The 14209-nt window shown below is 67.5% G+C and carries 16 protein-coding genes and 1 tRNA gene; 11 read left to right on the top strand and 6 right to left on the bottom strand.

Annotated elements, in window-relative coordinates; genetic code table 11:
- Positions 1-15 precede the first annotated feature (15 nt).
- Complete coding sequence (locus HMPREF3114_RS05800) at positions 16-1152, top strand: two-component system sensor histidine kinase NtrB (RefSeq protein ID WP_053500016.1); 1137 nt, start codon at positions 16-18, stop codon at positions 1150-1152.
- Positions 1142-1501 (top strand): response regulator, encoded by a 360-nt coding sequence (locus HMPREF3114_RS05795; protein ID WP_069139920.1) that lies wholly within the window; start codon positions 1142-1144, stop codon positions 1499-1501. The genes HMPREF3114_RS05800 and HMPREF3114_RS05795 overlap by 11 nt, the downstream gene beginning before the upstream one ends.
- A 26-nt stretch (positions 1502-1527) precedes the next feature.
- Here the strand turns inward: HMPREF3114_RS05795 and HMPREF3114_RS05790 are convergent, their stop codons facing one another.
- Both HMPREF3114_RS05790 and HMPREF3114_RS05785 read right to left on the bottom strand, forming a co-directional pair.
- Positions 1528-1992 (bottom strand): GNAT family N-acetyltransferase, encoded by a 465-nt coding sequence (locus HMPREF3114_RS05790; RefSeq protein WP_070489342.1) that lies wholly within the window; start codon positions 1990-1992, stop codon positions 1528-1530.
- A 78-nt stretch (positions 1993-2070) separates the two neighbouring features.
- Positions 2071-2147, bottom strand: a tRNA-Arg gene (locus HMPREF3114_RS05785).
- A 183-nt stretch (positions 2148-2330) separates the two neighbouring features.
- Between HMPREF3114_RS05785 and HMPREF3114_RS05780 the strand changes: the two genes are divergently transcribed.
- From HMPREF3114_RS05780 to HMPREF3114_RS05750, 7 genes are all read left to right on the top strand, one after another.
- On the top strand, positions 2331-3863 hold the full coding sequence (locus HMPREF3114_RS05780; RefSeq protein ID WP_070489340.1) for an L-piperidine-6-carboxylate dehydrogenase: 1533 nt from the start codon (positions 2331-2333) through the stop codon (positions 3861-3863).
- Positions 3863-4702 (top strand): SDR family NAD(P)-dependent oxidoreductase, encoded by an 840-nt coding sequence (locus tag HMPREF3114_RS05775; protein WP_070489339.1) that lies wholly within the window; start codon positions 3863-3865, stop codon positions 4700-4702. The genes HMPREF3114_RS05780 and HMPREF3114_RS05775 overlap by 1 nt, the downstream gene beginning before the upstream one ends.
- Positions 4703-4862: 160 nt before the next feature.
- Positions 4863-5147: a DUF4190 domain-containing protein gene (locus tag HMPREF3114_RS05770; RefSeq protein WP_053500019.1), complete on the top strand. Its 285-nt coding sequence runs from the start codon at positions 4863-4865 to the stop codon at positions 5145-5147.
- Between the two features lie 4 nt (positions 5148-5151).
- Positions 5152-5922 carry a class I SAM-dependent methyltransferase gene (locus tag HMPREF3114_RS05765; protein WP_070489337.1) on the top strand — a complete coding sequence of 257 codons (771 nt, stop codon included), beginning with the start codon at positions 5152-5154 and terminating at the stop codon, positions 5920-5922.
- 8 nt (positions 5923-5930) lie between these two features.
- Positions 5931-6986 carry a quinone-dependent dihydroorotate dehydrogenase gene (locus HMPREF3114_RS05760; RefSeq protein WP_053500023.1) on the top strand — a complete coding sequence of 352 codons (1056 nt, stop codon included), beginning with the start codon at positions 5931-5933 and terminating at the stop codon, positions 6984-6986.
- 8 nt (positions 6987-6994) lie between these two features.
- A complete protein-coding gene (murB, locus tag HMPREF3114_RS05755) occupies positions 6995-8056 on the top strand; it encodes a UDP-N-acetylmuramate dehydrogenase (RefSeq protein WP_005416296.1) in 1062 nt (353 codons plus the stop codon).
- Positions 8057-8085: 29 nt separating this feature from the next.
- Complete coding sequence (locus HMPREF3114_RS05750) at positions 8086-8973, top strand: DMT family transporter (protein WP_070489335.1); 888 nt, start codon at positions 8086-8088, stop codon at positions 8971-8973.
- A gap of 118 nt (positions 8974-9091) precedes the next feature.
- Here HMPREF3114_RS05750 and HMPREF3114_RS05745 read toward each other — a convergent pair whose 3' ends face one another.
- From HMPREF3114_RS05745 to HMPREF3114_RS05735, 3 genes are all read right to left on the bottom strand, one after another.
- Positions 9092-10096 (bottom strand): aminoglycoside phosphotransferase family protein, encoded by a 1005-nt coding sequence (locus HMPREF3114_RS05745; protein ID WP_005416294.1) that lies wholly within the window; start codon positions 10094-10096, stop codon positions 9092-9094.
- A gap of 99 nt (positions 10097-10195) precedes the next feature.
- On the bottom strand, positions 10196-11230 hold the full coding sequence (locus tag HMPREF3114_RS05740) for a heparan-alpha-glucosaminide N-acetyltransferase domain-containing protein (RefSeq protein ID WP_070489333.1): 1035 nt from the start codon (positions 11228-11230) through the stop codon (positions 10196-10198).
- Positions 11227-11817: a TetR/AcrR family transcriptional regulator gene (locus HMPREF3114_RS05735; RefSeq protein ID WP_053500042.1), complete on the bottom strand. Its 591-nt coding sequence runs from the start codon at positions 11815-11817 to the stop codon at positions 11227-11229. Before HMPREF3114_RS05735 ends, HMPREF3114_RS05740 begins: the two co-directional genes overlap by 4 nt.
- A 145-nt stretch (positions 11818-11962) precedes the next feature.
- Between HMPREF3114_RS05735 and HMPREF3114_RS05730 the strand changes: the two genes are divergently transcribed.
- Positions 11963-12388 (top strand): DoxX family protein, encoded by a 426-nt coding sequence (locus HMPREF3114_RS05730; protein WP_070489331.1) that lies wholly within the window; start codon positions 11963-11965, stop codon positions 12386-12388.
- On the opposite strand, the gene HMPREF3114_RS05725 is transcribed toward HMPREF3114_RS05730, so the two are convergent.
- Entirely contained in the window at positions 12361-13164 is an 804-nt protein-coding gene (locus HMPREF3114_RS05725) for an APH(3')-II family aminoglycoside O-phosphotransferase (RefSeq protein ID WP_053500030.1), read from the bottom strand. The genes HMPREF3114_RS05730 and HMPREF3114_RS05725 overlap by 28 nt on opposite strands.
- A 278-nt stretch (positions 13165-13442) precedes the next feature.
- On the opposite strand from HMPREF3114_RS05725, the gene HMPREF3114_RS05720 reads away from it, so the two are divergent.
- A complete protein-coding gene (locus HMPREF3114_RS05720) occupies positions 13443-14159 on the top strand; it encodes an SDR family NAD(P)-dependent oxidoreductase (protein WP_070489328.1) in 717 nt (238 codons plus the stop codon).
- Positions 14160-14209: the final 50 nt, after the last annotated feature.

Here is a 14209-nt window from a genome sequence, read left to right as displayed (position 1 = left end):
GCTTCTACGACGTCCGTGCTGACGGACCCTTCCCGACAACTGCGACTGCTGATCGACAGCGTGCGCGACCATGCGCTGTACCTGCTTGATCCTGAAGGCATCGTGTGCAGCTGGAACCCGGGCGCCGAACGTATCAAAGGCTATTCAGCCGATGAAGTGGTGGGAACGCACTTCAGCCGCTTCTACCTGGCCGCCGACCGCGAGGCCGGTGAACCGCAGCGCCTGCTTCGCGTGGCAGCGCAGCAGGGTCATGCCGCCAGTGAGGGCTGGCGCGTTCGCCGCGATGGCTCGTCGTTCCGCGCCAGCGTGGTCATCGAACCGGTCGTGGAAGCCGGCGAACTGCTCGGCTTCGTCAAGATCACCCGTGACATCACCGAGCAGTGGCAGGCGCAGCGGCTGCTGCGCGATGCCCAGCGTGCGCTGCGCAATACGCAGCAGTTCGAGACGGTCGGCCGGCTCAGCCGCGGCCTCTCACATGAGTTCAACAACCTGCTGACCACCATCGGCAACGCCCTTGACCTGCTGTCGCTGCGTGTCAGCAGTGACGATGCGCGCGCAGCCGAGCTGCTGGATGCCGCGCAGGCAGCCACCGACCGCGGCGCGCTGCTGACCCGCCAGCTGCTGGCCTTCAGCACCGGCCAGACCCTGATCCGGGAATCGGTGGACATCAATGCGCTGGTACGGCAGTGGCTGCCGGACCTGCAACGCGCCTGCCCGCCCACGGTGGTACTGGAAGCCCATCTCACCCCGGGCCTGCCGCTGGTGAGCACCGATGCGATGCAGCTCCAGACCGCCCTGGCGAACCTGGTGGCCAATGCCGTGGAGGCCACCGCCGATGGCGGCCGCATCCTGATCGGCACCGCGTTGGAACATCGCCTCGACCCGGATGCGGACACCACGCTGCAACGCGGCTATGTCACCCTCAGCGTCTGCGACGAAGGCCACGGCATGGCCGCCGACATCGCCGAGCGGGCCAGCGAGCCCTTCTTCACCACCAAGGACATCGGCAAGGGCAGCGGCCTGGGCCTGAGCCAGGTGTTCGGATTCACTACCCAGAGCGGCGGCTTCGTCGACGTGTCCACCACGCCCGGTGTCGGCACCACGGTCAGCCTGCTGCTACCCGCAACCGAGGAATTTACCCATGACCGATGACCCGATCCGCGTACTGATGGTGGAGGACCAGAACGATCTGCGCGAGATGATCGGCATGGCCCTGCGCGATTTCGGCATCGAGGTGTCCACCACGGCCGACGGGCATGAAGCCGCTGCGTTGCTGAAGGGCGACGCACGCTTCGACGTGGTGTTCAGCGATGTCAGCATGCCCAACGGCATGTCCGGCATCGAACTCAGCGAGCACGTCGCGCGTGAGCAGCCGCATGCACGCATGATCCTGTCCTCCGGCTATGCGCGTTCGCAGCTGCCGCCGCTTCCGGAGCAGGTGGAGTTCCTGCCCAAGCCCTATCGCCTGCGCCAGCTGGTTGAACTGCTCAGGCAGGACTGAAGGCGTACCGGCCTGCGTGACCATGCTCAGCGCCGGGCCCGCTGCATGAACAGCAGCGCCGGCGTGGATGCAGTGTTCACCGGCTCGAAGCCGAAGGACCGGTACAACGCAACTGCGGCGGCATTGTCCCGATAGACCCGCAAGGTCAGCCGTTCAACGGCATCAGACTGGAACGCCTGCTCGATCAGCGCCTGCACCAACCTCCGCCCGAGACCGCAGCCCCGCGCCTGCGGGGCAACCAGCAGACGGCCCAGATGCATCGTACCCGGCTGGGTGCGCCAGGCCTGGCCGAAACCCACGCGCATGCCGTTTTCTGCCAGCAGCAGCCATCCCGGGCGTTCGCGCAGCTGCAATACGTTCTCGAACTGATCGGGTGGCAGTGGATAGGGCACGCCCGGCCCGGCCCAGCGCAACGTGGCTGCGGCCGAATCCAGCCACCCGGCGATGAGCGCGTAGTCGTGGGGTTGCACGGGCTGCAGGCGGTGGTCCATGGCGGCCGGATCGCAGGGTGAGGCGCCAGCATATCCGAGTGGCCTCGCGGGCAGCGCGCGGACGTGGCGCCGCGAACATGGTGACCCCGGCCCGATTCGAACGGGCGACCTTCCCCTTAGGAGGGGGACGCTCTATCCAGCTGAGCTACGGGGCCATGCAGCCGGGAAGTTTACAGCCAACGTGCCCTGCCCTCCAAGCATTCATGTCCCACCCGGTTCCCCTGGCGCGTTGCACCATGGCCGGTCGGGGCGCTCTGCTACCATCGGCGATTCAGTTCATCGCGTCCCCCACCTGCCCGCGATGGCGCCAAACAACGTAACGAAACACAGGAGTCTGCATGTCTTCCGAGCTGCTCAAGTCCCTTGGCCTGGACGCGATCAACGCTGGCACGTACCTGGGCAACGGGGAGTGGTCGAGCGCGACCAGCGGTGAGCTGATCACCCCGGTCAACCCGACCACCGGCGAGCCGATCGCGCAGGTCCGCGCCACCACCGAGGCCGAGTACGAGACCGTCGTCGCCCGCGCCCAGGAAGCCTTCAAGGTCTGGCGTACCACGCCGGCGCCGCGCCGAGGTGAAGCCGTGCGCCTGTGCGGTGAAGCACTGCGCAGGCACAAGGACGCCCTGGGTTCGCTGGTTGCCCTGGAAATGGGCAAGAGCAAGCCGGAAGGCGATGGCGAGGTGCAGGAGATGATCGACATCGCCGATTTCGCCGTGGGCCAGAGCCGCATGCTGTACGGCTACACCATGCATTCCGAGCGCCCCGGCCACCGCATGTACGAGCAGTACCACCCGCTGGGCCTGGTCGGCATCATCTCGGCCTTCAACTTCCCGGTCGCGGTGTGGAGCTGGAACTCGTTCCTGGCGGCGATCTGTGGCGACGTGTGCATCTGGAAGCCGTCCAACAAGACGCCGCTGACCGCCATCGCCTCGCTGAAGATCTGCAACGATGCCCTGCGCGAAGCGGGCTTCCCGGACATCTTCTTCCTGATCAACGATGCCGGCACCGCGCTGTCGGAAAAGATGGTCGATGACCGCCGCGTGCCGCTGATCAGCTTCACCGGCTCGACCCAGGTCGGCCGCACCGTCAACGAGAAGGTCGCACGCCGCCTCGGCCGCTGCCTGCTGGAGCTCGGCGGCAACAACGCGATCATCCTGGACGAAACCGCCGACCTCAAGCTGGCCGTGCCGGGCATCGTGTTCGGCGCCGTCGGCACCGCCGGCCAGCGTTGCACCACCACCCGCCGCCTGATCGTGCACCGCTCGATCTACGCCGACGTGCTGGCCACCCTGGTCAAGGCCTACAAGCAGGTGGAAGGCAAGATCGGCGATCCGACCGATGCCGCCAACCTGATGGGCCCGCTGAACAGCGAAGGCGCCATGCAGCAGTTCCTCGATGCCATTGCCCAGGCCAAGGCGGCCGGCGGCACCATCGAGACCGGCGGCACCCGCATCGACCGCGCCGGCAACTTCGTGCTGCCTGCAATCGTCACGGGCCTGAAGAACAGCGACGCCGTGGTCCAGCACGAGACCTTCGCACCGATCCTGTACGTGATGCCGTACGACACCCTCGACGAAGCCATCGACATGCAGAACGGCGTGCCCCAGGGCCTGTCGTCCTCGATCTTCACCCAGAACCTGAAGACCGCCGAGAAGTTCCTGTCGGCCGCCGGCAGCGACTGCGGCATCGCCAACATCAACATCGGCACGTCCGGTGCGGAGATCGGCGGCGCCTTCGGTGGCGAGAAGGACACCGGCGGTGGCCGCGAGTCCGGTTCGGATGCCTGGAAGGTCTACATGCGCCGCCAGACCAACACCATCAACTATTCGGATTCGCTGCCGCTGGCGCAGGGCATCAAGTTCGACCTGTGATGGCAAGCGACGCAGACACGTCTGTGGGTCAGAGCCCCTCCGGGGATCTGAGCCATGCCCAGGGTCGGATCCCCGCAGGGGCTCCGATCCTCGATTTCAGCGGCCGCCGCGTGCTCATTGCCGGCGGCAGCAAGGGCATTGGTCGTGAAATGGCACTGGCCTTTGCTGGTGCCGGCGCGCAGGTCTCGGTCTGCGCGCGCGGCCAGGCCGGACTGGAGGCCCTGCGCACCGATGCACAGGCGCAGGGCACGCCATTGCATGCGTTTTCCACCGATCTGGCCGATCCTGGCCAGATCCAGGCCTGGCTGCAGGCCGCCGCCGATGCCTTCGGCGGCATCGATGTGCTGGTCAACAATGCCACCGGCTACGGCATGGCCGACAATGAGGAGGGCTGGGCCGCGAGCCTGCAGATCGACCTGATGGCGGCGGTGCGTGCCTCACGCCTGGCCCTGCCCTGGCTGCGCGCATCCAGCGATGCCTGCATCCTCAATCTGTCGTCGATTGCCGCGCAGCAGCCGCGCCCCGGTGGCGCGCCCTACGCCGCTGCCAAGGCCGCGCTTTCGCACTACACCACCTCGCAGGCGCTGGCGCTGGCCAAGGACCGGATCCGGGTCAACGCCATCGCACCGGGCTCGATCGAGTTCGATGACGGGCTCTGGGACCGTCGCCGCATCGAGGATCCAGCGCTGTACCACGGCACCCTGGCGAAGATCCCGTTCGGTCGCTTTGGCCACCCGCGTGAGATCGCCGACGCCGCCCTGTTCCTGTGCTCGCCACTGGCGCGCTGGGTTACCGGCAGCGTGCTCAACGTGGATGGCGGCCAGGTGTTGATGGGCTGAATCTGTAGAGACGAGCCCATGCTCGGCTTGCACGCAAGACGCGGTCGATCCCGCATCAGCCCAAGGGGGCAGCCGAGCATGGGCTCGGCTCTACAGGGCACTGCCCATGGGATTGCCCGGGCAGAGGCACTATCATGTGCACACTGCCAAGGAGGACCCGATGAGCGTGGCACCCCGACAGACAAGCGCCCTGGCCGTGGTCAGCCTGGTCATGGGCATCGCCAGCTGGACCGTCCTGCCCTTCGTGGCCAGCATCGTCGCCATCATCACCGGCCACATGGCCCGCGCCGAGATCCGCCGCCGCCCGCATGAACTGGAAGGCGACGGCCTGGCCGTTACCGGCCTGGTGCTGGGCTGGGTCATGGTCGGCGCCGTGCTTGCCGCCATCCTGGTCTTCATCGTGTTCTTCGGCGGCCTGGCATGGCTGGCGGCGGTGTCGAACTGACGCCATGACCGCCTCCGACAGCACTGAACGCTTCAGCAACCGCGTCGCCGACTACGTCCGCTACCGGCCCGACTACCCGCCCGCACTGCTGGACTGGCTGCACGGCCCGATGGGCGTCAGCCACCAGGCCCGTGTCGCCGACATCGGCGCCGGCACCGGCATCTCCAGCCGCCCGTTTCTCGCCAGCGGTCATCCGCTGGTGGCGGTCGAGCCCAACGCTGCGATGCGCGCCGCCGCCGAACAGTGGCTGGCACCGCAGTATCCGGACTTTTCCGCTGTCGATGGCCGCGCCGAGGCCACCGGCCTGGGGGACGCCAGCATCGATCTGGTCAGCGTCGCGCAGGCCTTTCACTGGTTCGACACCGTGGCGGTGCGCGCCGAGTGGCAGCGCATCCTGCGCCCCGGTGGCCAGGCACTGATCTACTGGAATTCGCGCCTGCTCGATGCCAGCCCGTTCCTGATCGGCTACGAACAGTTGCTGCTGGACTACGGCACCGACTACACCGCTGTGGCCGAGCGCTACCAGGACGATGCCACCATGCAGGCCTGGTTCGGCCCCGGCCTGCGCGGCAGGGTAGAGCTGCCAAACGTGCAGCATCTGGACTTCGACGCCTTGCGCGGGCGCCTGCTGTCCTCCTCCTATGCACCCCAATCCGGTCATCCCAGCCACGCGGCGATGATCGACGCTCTGCATGACCTGTTCGCCGCCCATGCGGTGGACGGCCAGGTCGCTTTTGAATATCGAACCCGAGCCTTCCTCGGCACGCTGGACTGAACCGACGCATGTATTCGCTTGCCCGCCCCTTCCTGTTCTCGCTCGACGCCGAGCGCGCCCACGGCCTCGGCCTGTCCGCACTGGACCTGGCCTATCGCACCGGCACAACGCCGCTGCTGGCCGCACGCATCGCGCCGATGCCCAGCACGGTGTTCGGGCTGACCTTCCCCAATCCGGTCGGCCTGGCCGCCGGCCTGGACAAGAACGGCGAGCACATCGATGCACTTTTCGCGCTCGGCTTCGGCTTCGTCGAAATCGGCACCATCACCCCGCGCCCGCAGGCCGGCAATCCGCAACCGCGCCTGTTCCGCCTGCCGGAACACAACGCCATCATCAACCGCATGGGCTTCAACAATGCGGGCGTGGATGCGCTGGTGCGCAACGTCGAGCGCGCGCGCAACCGCCGCGGCCTGCTCGGCATCAACATCGGCAAGAACAAGGACACCCCCAACGAACAGGCCGTGGACGATTACATTGCCTGCCTGGACAAGGTGTACCCGCTGGCCGATTACATCACCGTCAACATCTCCTCGCCCAACACCGCAGGCCTGCGTGAGCTGCAGGAAGAGACCGCGCTGCGCCAGCTGGTCAGCCAGCTGCGCGACCGCCAGGAAGACCTTGCTGCCCGCCACGGCCGACGCGTGCCGATGCTGGTGAAGGTGGCGCCGGACCTCAGCGAACGCGATATCGACGCCGCCGCCCGCGTGCTGGGCGAACTGCAGGTGGACGGCGTGATCGCCACCAACACCACCATCGACCACAGCAGGGTGGCCGGCGATCCGCTGGCCAATGAGGCTGGCGGCCTGTCCGGTGCACCGGTGCTGGAGCAGTCCACGCTGGTGCTGCGCCGCCTGCGTTCGCGCCTGCCCGAATCGGTGCCGCTGATCGGCGTCGGCGGCATCCTGTCCGGCGCCGATGCCGTGGCCAAGATGGCCGCAGGCGCGGCACTGGTGCAGTGTTACAGCGGCCTGATCTTCCGTGGACCGGCGCTGGTTTCCGAATGCGTGGAGGCGATCCGTCGCCGCCGTGAAGCGCCAAGCCGCGGCGCGGTGGCCCCGCTGTGAGCGCGCCCATGGATACCATCGACGGCAACGCCCCGCTGCGCTGGACGCTCACCCGCAATGCGCCGCTGCAGGCGCTGAATACCTTCCATGTGCAGGCCAGCGCCGCGCAGCTGCTGGAACTGCACGATGCCGCGCTGCTGCCGGACGTGCTGGCATTGCCTGAGGTGGCCAGCGGCCCGCTGCTGGTGCTGGGCAGCGGCAGCAACGTTCTGATCGCCGAGGACCTGCCCGGCACCGTGCTGGTGTTCGGCAACCGTGACATCAGTTTCCTTGAACACCGCGCCGACCATGCGGTGATCCGTGCCGGTGCCGGCGTGCCATGGCATGGCCTGGTGATGTGGTCGCTGCAGGAAGGCCTGTCTGGCCTCGAAAACCTGGCCCTGATTCCCGGCACGGCCGGTGCCGCGCCGATCCAGAACATCGGTGCCTATGGCGCGCAGGTTGGCGAGTTCATCCAGGCGGTCGAAGCGTGGGACTGCCAGGAGCAGGCCTGGGTGCGGCTGGACAACGAACAGTGTGGCTTCGCCTACCGCGACAGCGTGTTCAAGCAGCAACCCGATCGCTACCTGATCACCGCCATCGAACTGAAGCTGCCACTGCTGCACGATCTGCGCATGGACTACGCCGGCATCCGCGAGGAGCTGCAGGCACAGGGCGTGGAGCTGCCGAGCGCAGTGGACGTGGCCAATGCCGTGATCGCGATCCGCCGCCGCAAGCTGCCCGACCCGGATGTACTGGGCAACGCCGGCAGCTTCTTCAAGAACCCGGTGCTGCCGCTGGAACAGGTCGACGTGCTGCTGCAGCACTTCCCCGACCTGCCGGTGTTCCCGGCCGAGCAGGATGACAAGCGCAAGGTCTCGGCGGCATGGATGATCGAGTCCTGCGGCTGGAAGGGCTTCCGCGAAGGTGATGCCGGCGTGGCGCCAAGCCACGCGCTGGTGCTGGTCAACCACGGCAATGCCAGCGGCGCTGAACTGCTGGCGCTGGCGCGCCGCATTTCGGCCTCGGTGCTGGAGAAGTTCGGTGTGCCGATCGAACCGGAGCCCCGCCTGCTCGGCGCACAGTGGTGAACACCCCCGCCCTTTCCCCAAGCGCCCCGATGCGGGCGGCGCTGCTGATGCTTGGCAGCACGATGGCATTCGGCCTGATGGCGATCGCGATCCGCTACGCCACCCGGTACGTGCCAACCCAGGAAGTGGCGTTCTTCCGCAATGCCTTCGGCCTGCTGGCGTTGCTGCCGATGCTGCTGCGGCCGGGCCGTGCTCCGCTGAAGACGCAGCAGCTGCCGCGCTATTTCGTGCGCAGTGCGATCGGCCTGGGCTCGATGCTGTGCGCGTTCTGGGCGCTGGGCCACCTGCCGTTGGCGCAGGCGGTGTCGCTGTCGTACTCCACGCCACTGTTCGTCACGATTGCCGCCGTGCTGTGGCTGGGTGAAACCGTGCGCGTGCGCCGCTGGGCCGCGGTCGTGGTCGGCTTCATCGGTGTGCTGGTGATCGTGCGACCCGGTACCGCCGGCTTCACCGCGGGCAGCCTGGTCGCCGTGGCCGCCGCGGTGCTCAGTTCGCTGGTGGCGATCCAGATCAAGCAGCTCACCCGCGTCGACAGCGCCGATACCGTGGTGCTCTACACCTACGTGTTCTGGGTGCCGCTGTCGCTGGTTCCGGCGCTGTTCGTCTGGGTCTGGCCCAGCGGCATGGCCTGGCTGTGGCTGCTGGCCACCGGCGTGCTCGGCACCATCGGCCAGCTGTTGTGGACGCGGGCGCTGCGCCTGGGTGAAGTCTCGGCGCTGACCCCGATCAGCTTCCTGCAGCTGCCGCTGGTGACGCTGTTCGGCTGGCTGCTGTTCAACGAAAGCGTGGACCGCTGGACGATCATCGGCGCCGGCATCATCCTCGCCGCCAACGCCTACATTGCCCACCGCGAGGCCGTGCTGTCGCGCCGCGCCGCCAGCGCAGCCGCCTCTGCAGCGGCGAAGCCCGCCGAGTAGATCCGCGCCACGCGTGGATGACGCTGCACTCCTCTGTAGAGCCGAGCCTACGCTCGGCTGCTCTTCGCGCCTCCACCGTTGACTGAGCGCGCAGGGTTCATCCACGCATGGCGTGGATCTACAGCGCGCGATACACCCGCTCCGCCGCGTCGAACACATTGCCCGGTGCGAACTGTTCGCTGAGGAAATGCAGCGACTGCCGGCGCAGCTGCGGCGACCGGTCCTCCCCATCGCTGCCCAGCAGGACCTGCTGGAACTCGATCAGGTCCTGCAGGATGCGCCAGTGACGGTACCAGGCAATCCAGCGAGGGTCGCCGCGGTCGCTGCCATAGCCCTCCTCGAATCCCAACGGGTTCTCGCGGCCCCAGCGCCCGCCGACAGCGCCACCGATGAACATCAGGTCGCGCTCGCGCGGTGCCAGCGACAGGCCATCCCAGTCGATCAGATGCAGGCCACCGTCATTGCCCATCAGCAGATTGCCGGCATGAAGGTCGGTGTGGCACAGGTGCAGCCGCACCGGCACATCCTGCAACGCCGCGTGCAGCTGCAGTGCCTGCGCGTGCAGCGCCGCGATGCGCGCGTGCTGCTGGTCCCAGACGGAAACGAAGGCACGGCCCAGCCCATCCTTGGCAGCCGCCAGGCCTTCGCCGGCCAGCCACTGCCCGACGGTATCAAGCGCCGCGGTTTCCATCCGGATGCTTGGCAGCGCTTCCTGCAGCGCCGGTGGCGGGCACGCCTCGTGCAGGCGCCGCAGCACCTCGCCCAACCGTTGCCATTGCGTGCGGCTCAATGCCGCCTCGAAACCGGACTGGCCTTCCACATACGGGAACAGGGTGAACTGCAGGCCCCAGCGCTGCACCGATGCCCCGCCGGTCAACGCCGGCCAGGGCGCAACGATCTCCTCGATACCCAGCGTGCCGCGCAGCCAATGCAGGGTGTCCCAGACGGCAGGGGCCACCTGGTAACTGCGGCATTTCAACCACCACTGCCCGCGCCGTGCATCGATGCGATACACGCTGGCGTTGGCATCGGCGCCAACCGGGCGTGGCACCACGGCGGTCGCGGTGATGCCATAGGATTGCTGGAGGACTTCGCCGAGATGCTGCGCCGAAGCGGATGACATGGATGCAAGCGGAAAGTGTTATCTGCGACAACTATCGCAGATGTGCCCGCCACGACACAGACATGTCCGTCACAACATCGTGCCTGCGCGACCAACGTGCTAGCCGGCGACGCGACGCATCACCGCTTCCAATGGCCCCCGCGTGAACCGCCACGACCACAGCCACGCTGCGCCCGTGGCCAGCATCAGGAACAACAGCGCCCACAGCAGCACGGTCGGTAGCGACGCGCTGCCATCGAGCAGCCCCAACCATTCCAGCGTACCCATGCCCAGCAGGATGTGGCCGACGTAGAGGGTCAGGGTCATTCGCCCTGCTGCAGTCAGCGGTTCCAGCCAATCCCCCGGATAACGGCGGCTGATCCAGAGGCACGCGGCAATCGCACTGCAGGCTGCGCCCGCACCGGTCAACACGTAGGCCGGTCCCGGCGGCATCGGCTGCGTTCCCAGCCACGGCTGCCAGGGCGTTCCCTGTGCAAGGTGCTGCACGGCCTGGCCTGCGCCGATCAGCAGCAGGCCCACCAGCAGCAAGGAACGCTGCACCCGCGGTTGTGACAACGGCAGGCGCGCCAGCAGCATGCCCAGCAGGAAGAAGCACATCCAGGGCAGCAAGGGATGGAAGCCGTTGAACAGCAGGTTGCGCGCGGCACCCGGCCACTGCCAGAGACCGGCATACTCCAGCGTCTGCCAGTTCCAGCCCTGGCTGTAATTCCAGTGCAGCAGTGCCCAGAACGACCCGGCCGCCAGGCCGGCGATGCTGGCCAGCAGCACCCGTGACGACGCACGCAGCCACAGCACCGCCAGCGCGAAATACACCGCGTAGTAGTGCAGGATGTCGGCCGGGAACAGGGTCAGGTTGAGCAGGCCCAGCACCAGCAGGAACAGCGCGCGCCGCCAGGTCTGCGCGCCGGCCGGCATCCAGCCAAGGCGCTGTGTGGCCAGTACCAGGCCAAGTCCGGCCAGGGTGACGAAGGTCGCAGAGGCCTTGCCTTCCAGCAGATGGAAGAAGCCGGCCAGCCAACCCTGACCCTCTGCCGACACGGCCATCGCCAGGCGGAAATTGACCAGCACCATGCCTGCCAGCGCCAGATACCGTGCCAGATCGAGGCCGTGCAATCGCCGCTCAACCGCGCTCATGCGCGTGCACCGAGCAGCAGCGCGAGCAGGCCAGGGTCCAGCGGAGCCTCATCGGTGCCACCGGCTTCGCCCAGCCCGCGACGCAGCGCATCGCTTTCGATGGCATCCAGCAGCACCTGCGCCTGCAGTGCCGGGGCCAGCACGGGACGCCGACGTTCACGCTGTGCCACCTGATGCAGCGCTTCGGCCAGCACAGCCTGCAACTGCCTGCGATTGGCCGCAAATGCCTCGGCCACGGCCCGATTGCGTGCGCTCTCGGCCAGCACTTCGACGGCAAGCGTCGCCCATTCCGGATGGCTGCACAGCGTGTGGAAGTCCTGCAGGAACGCCAGCACCTGCGTGCGATCACCGTCGGCCACGGCCAGCCGCTGCAGCAACGGCGCCAATTCCTCGCTCTCGGCCACGGCCACTGCAAGGATGATCGCTTCCTTGCCAGGGAAGTGGTTGTAGAGATTGCCCAGGCTGACGTCGGCCGCCTGCGCGATGTCACGCATGCTGGTCTGGTGGAATCCCTTGGCGAGGAAGCACTGCAGGGCGGCCTGCAGGATCTGCGCGTTGCGTTGCGCGTTGCGGTCGGCTCGGTTCATGGCGCCAATAATGAACGAACGTTCGTCCACATGGAAGATGGCAACCCGGCCAACCAGCGAGTTCCGTTCAGCCGGCCCTTGACCTCAACTGCGGTTGAGGCCCGATGCTGCGCGGCCCGTTCCAAGCCCAACCCGGAGAGACTTCATGCCGCAGATGATCACCGCCCTGCTCGACAGCCGCGTGCTGTGGTTCCTGGCCCGACTGCTGCTGGCCGTGGTGTTCCTGTCATCGGGTCTGGCCAAGCTGCTGGCGTGGGACAACAGCGTGGCCGAAATGCAGGCGGCCGGGCTGCAACCGCCTGTGCTGTTCAACCTCGCCAGCGCCGTGGTGCTGCTGGGTGGCTCACTGTGCCTGCTACTTGATCGCCTGCTCTGGCTGGGCAGCGGCGCGCTGGCGGTGTTCATGCTGCTGACCATCGCCATCGTGCATGCCTTCTGGACCAAGCACGGCGCGGAACAGCAGCTGGCCCTGTTCTTCGCACTGGAACACCTGAGCGTGATCGGTGGGCTGATCTGCGCGGCCATCGCCAGCCGCGCGCGGGCTCAGAAGAACTCGTCGAGCAGCCGGTAGAACGCCAACCGGCGCTCGTCGGCTACAGCGCCGTAGCGTTGGAACAACGGCGTGACCCAACGCGTATCACCGAAGTTGTGGACCAGGCTGCGCGCGGCCAGCGCCAGGTCCTGGTAACGGTCGGCCACGCCCAGCCGCCCACAGTCGATGAAACCGCTGAAACGCCCCTCGGCCACCATCAGATTCGGAAGGCAGGCATCGCCATGACTGACGACCAGATCTTCATGATCGGGACGGGTGCTGCACAGTTGGGCGAAGACCTGCTGTGGACTCTGTCCCAGGCGTTCGTCATCGAAGTCATCGGCGTCCACGCGCCCCGCCTCGACCCGTGCCTGCGCGGCCGGCAGGCGCGAGGCCAGCCGCTGATCGAACGGACAGGCTGCTACCGGCAACGCATGCAGCCCGCGCAGCGCGTCGGCCAGTATCTCCACCCGTTGCTGCGGCGCGAGTTCCGGCGACGAAGCCAGATCGCGGCCAGGCAGCGCGCTCATCAGCAACCAGTGCCGGCCCGCTTCTTCGGCCGTGGCAATCACCGTTGGCGCCGGTTGTCCCTGTGCCTGGAGCCAGCGCAGGCGTGCGATCTCATCGCCCAGCTCACTGAAGGCATCGATCAGTTCCGACTTGAGGAAGGCGTCGGGTCTACCTGGCCGCAGCACGCGGGCAACGTCGGCCCGCGAAACACCCATCGACTGCCGCTCGATGCGCGCGCCGGCCAACGCTTTCTGCCACGCCAACGGCAGCGGCATGCCATCCGTGGTGGCGTTGTGCTCGTCCATGCCAGGAGATTCCTGTTGCCGGTGACCCTACGCATTCTCGCTCATCCTGGCGCACATCGCCCCCCGTGCGGGAGGCAGCCTGAGCGAGCTGACCGGGCCGTCGGCGGCCACTGCGTCCCAGCGCCTGCAGCAGCGACGGCTGCTGCCACGGTACCGGTGCCAGTTCGACGACACGGCCTCGACCCTTACCGCCGAACGCGGCGGCCTGCGCGCGTTCGCCAAGTGGAGCACCGTTCTGGCAGCCGATCGTGGCTGCCGCAGTACAACGAGGAAGCAACATGAAATTGATGGTCATCGGCGCCAGCAAGGGCCTGGGACGCGCGTTCGTGGAAGGCCTCTGTGCCGCGGGTGACACTGTGATTGGTGTCTCGCGCAACCGCCCGTGCGGCATCGCCTGCGCTGACGGCGTCACCCTGCAATGGATCGAAGCAGACCTGTCCCGGCCGACCGTGGCTGCCGACCACATCGCAGCGCAGGCACCGGCCGATATCGATGTGCTGATCCACAACCTGGGTATCTGGGAAGACAAGGCCTTCAGCGACGAGTACGCCTTCCTCGATGAAAGCGATGCTGCACTCACGAAGCTGGTCGACGTCAACATCACCGCGACCCTTTTACTGCTGCAACGCCTGCTGCCCCGCGTACTGGGCGCAGCGCGCCCGCAGCTGGTGCTGACCGGTTCGACCTCGGCCCTGCCTCGCAGTGGCCGCCCGGAAGTGGCGTTCGGCGCCTCGAAGTTCGCCCTCAACGGCATCGCCGATGCGCTGCGCGAAGGCTTCCGCGATCGCCGGCTGGCGGTGACCAGCCTGCAGTTGGGCTACCTCAACACCGACGACGCCTTGTCGGTGCCGGTGGCCGAGGCCGCAGCGCGCGGCGACGGTGAGCAGGTGCCGGTCCACGATGTCGTGGCCATGGTAAGCGCCCTGTTGCAGCTGTCATCCTCCGGCTTCGTGCGCGAACTGGTGCTGCCCGCCATCGCCGACCCGCGCTACTGACCTTGCCGGCCGCCGCAGAGCACGCTCAGTGGCCGCGCGCGCGGTCGTGG

It is taken from the genome of Stenotrophomonas sp. HMSC10F07, assembly GCF_001807895.1.
GTDB classification, from domain to species: domain Bacteria; phylum Pseudomonadota; class Gammaproteobacteria; order Xanthomonadales; family Xanthomonadaceae; genus Stenotrophomonas; species Stenotrophomonas sepilia.
This window is presented reverse-complemented; position numbering and strand designations above follow the sequence as displayed.